The sequence below is a fragment of the Micromonospora zhanjiangensis genome, from assembly GCF_042650605.1.
GTDB lineage: Bacteria > Actinomycetota > Actinomycetes > Mycobacteriales > Micromonosporaceae > Micromonospora_J > Micromonospora_J zhanjiangensis.
The window spans coordinates 1-742 of sequence record NZ_JBHSBN010000120.1 but is presented as its reverse complement, the minus strand read 5'-3'; the positions used below and the strand labels follow the sequence as shown (position 1 = coordinate 742).

General features: G+C 67.5%; 1 protein-coding gene. It reads right to left on the bottom strand.

Annotated elements, in window-relative coordinates; translation table 11 throughout:
* Positions 1–742: RNA-guided endonuclease InsQ/TnpB family protein (locus ACFOX0_RS34215; RefSeq protein ID WP_377553840.1), on the bottom strand; the 742-nt coding region annotated here is incomplete at both ends.

Genomic DNA, 742 nt, shown 5'->3' with positions numbered 1-742 from the left:
TTCACTGCGCGCTGCCGGGACGAGTCCTGGTCTTATGTGCGCTCCGCGGTCGTTGAAGTCCGCCTGTCCGGCGGCCTTGATGTTGATGGCGGCGTTGACGTCTCGGTCGTGGGCTGCTCCGCAGGGGCAGTTCCACGCTCGGGCGTTCAGCGTCATCTTGTCGTTGATACGTCCGCAGTCGGAGCACATCCGGGTGGAGGGGAAGAACCTGTCCACCCGGCCGAAGGCGCGGCCGTATCTGGTCGCTTTGTACTCCAGCATGGCGGTGAAGCCGGCCCAGCCCGCGTCGTGCACCGATTTGGCGAGCCTCGTGCGGCCGAGGCCGGCAACAGCAAGGTCTTCGACGTACACCGCTTGGTTCTCGCGGATGATCGCCGTGGACAGCTTGTGCTGCCAGTCTCGCCGGGTGTCGGCCACCCGGGCGTGCGCCCTGGCGACCTGCACGACGGCCTTCTTGCGGCGGTTGCTGCCCTTCTGCTTGCGTGCGAGGGCCTGCTGCAACCGCTTGAGCTTGCGGGCCGCCCGGCGTAGGAACTTCGGCGCGGTGACCTTCGTTCCGTCGGACATGACGGCGAAGTGGGTCAGGCCGAGGTCGATGCCGATCTCGGAGTCGACCGACGGCAGCGTCTCGTCCTCGGCGGTTTGCACGACGAACGAGGCGAAGTACCGTCCGGCCGCGTCCTTGATCACGGTGACCGAGGTGGGTGCCGACGGCAGGCTGCGTGACCAGCGGACCGGCACG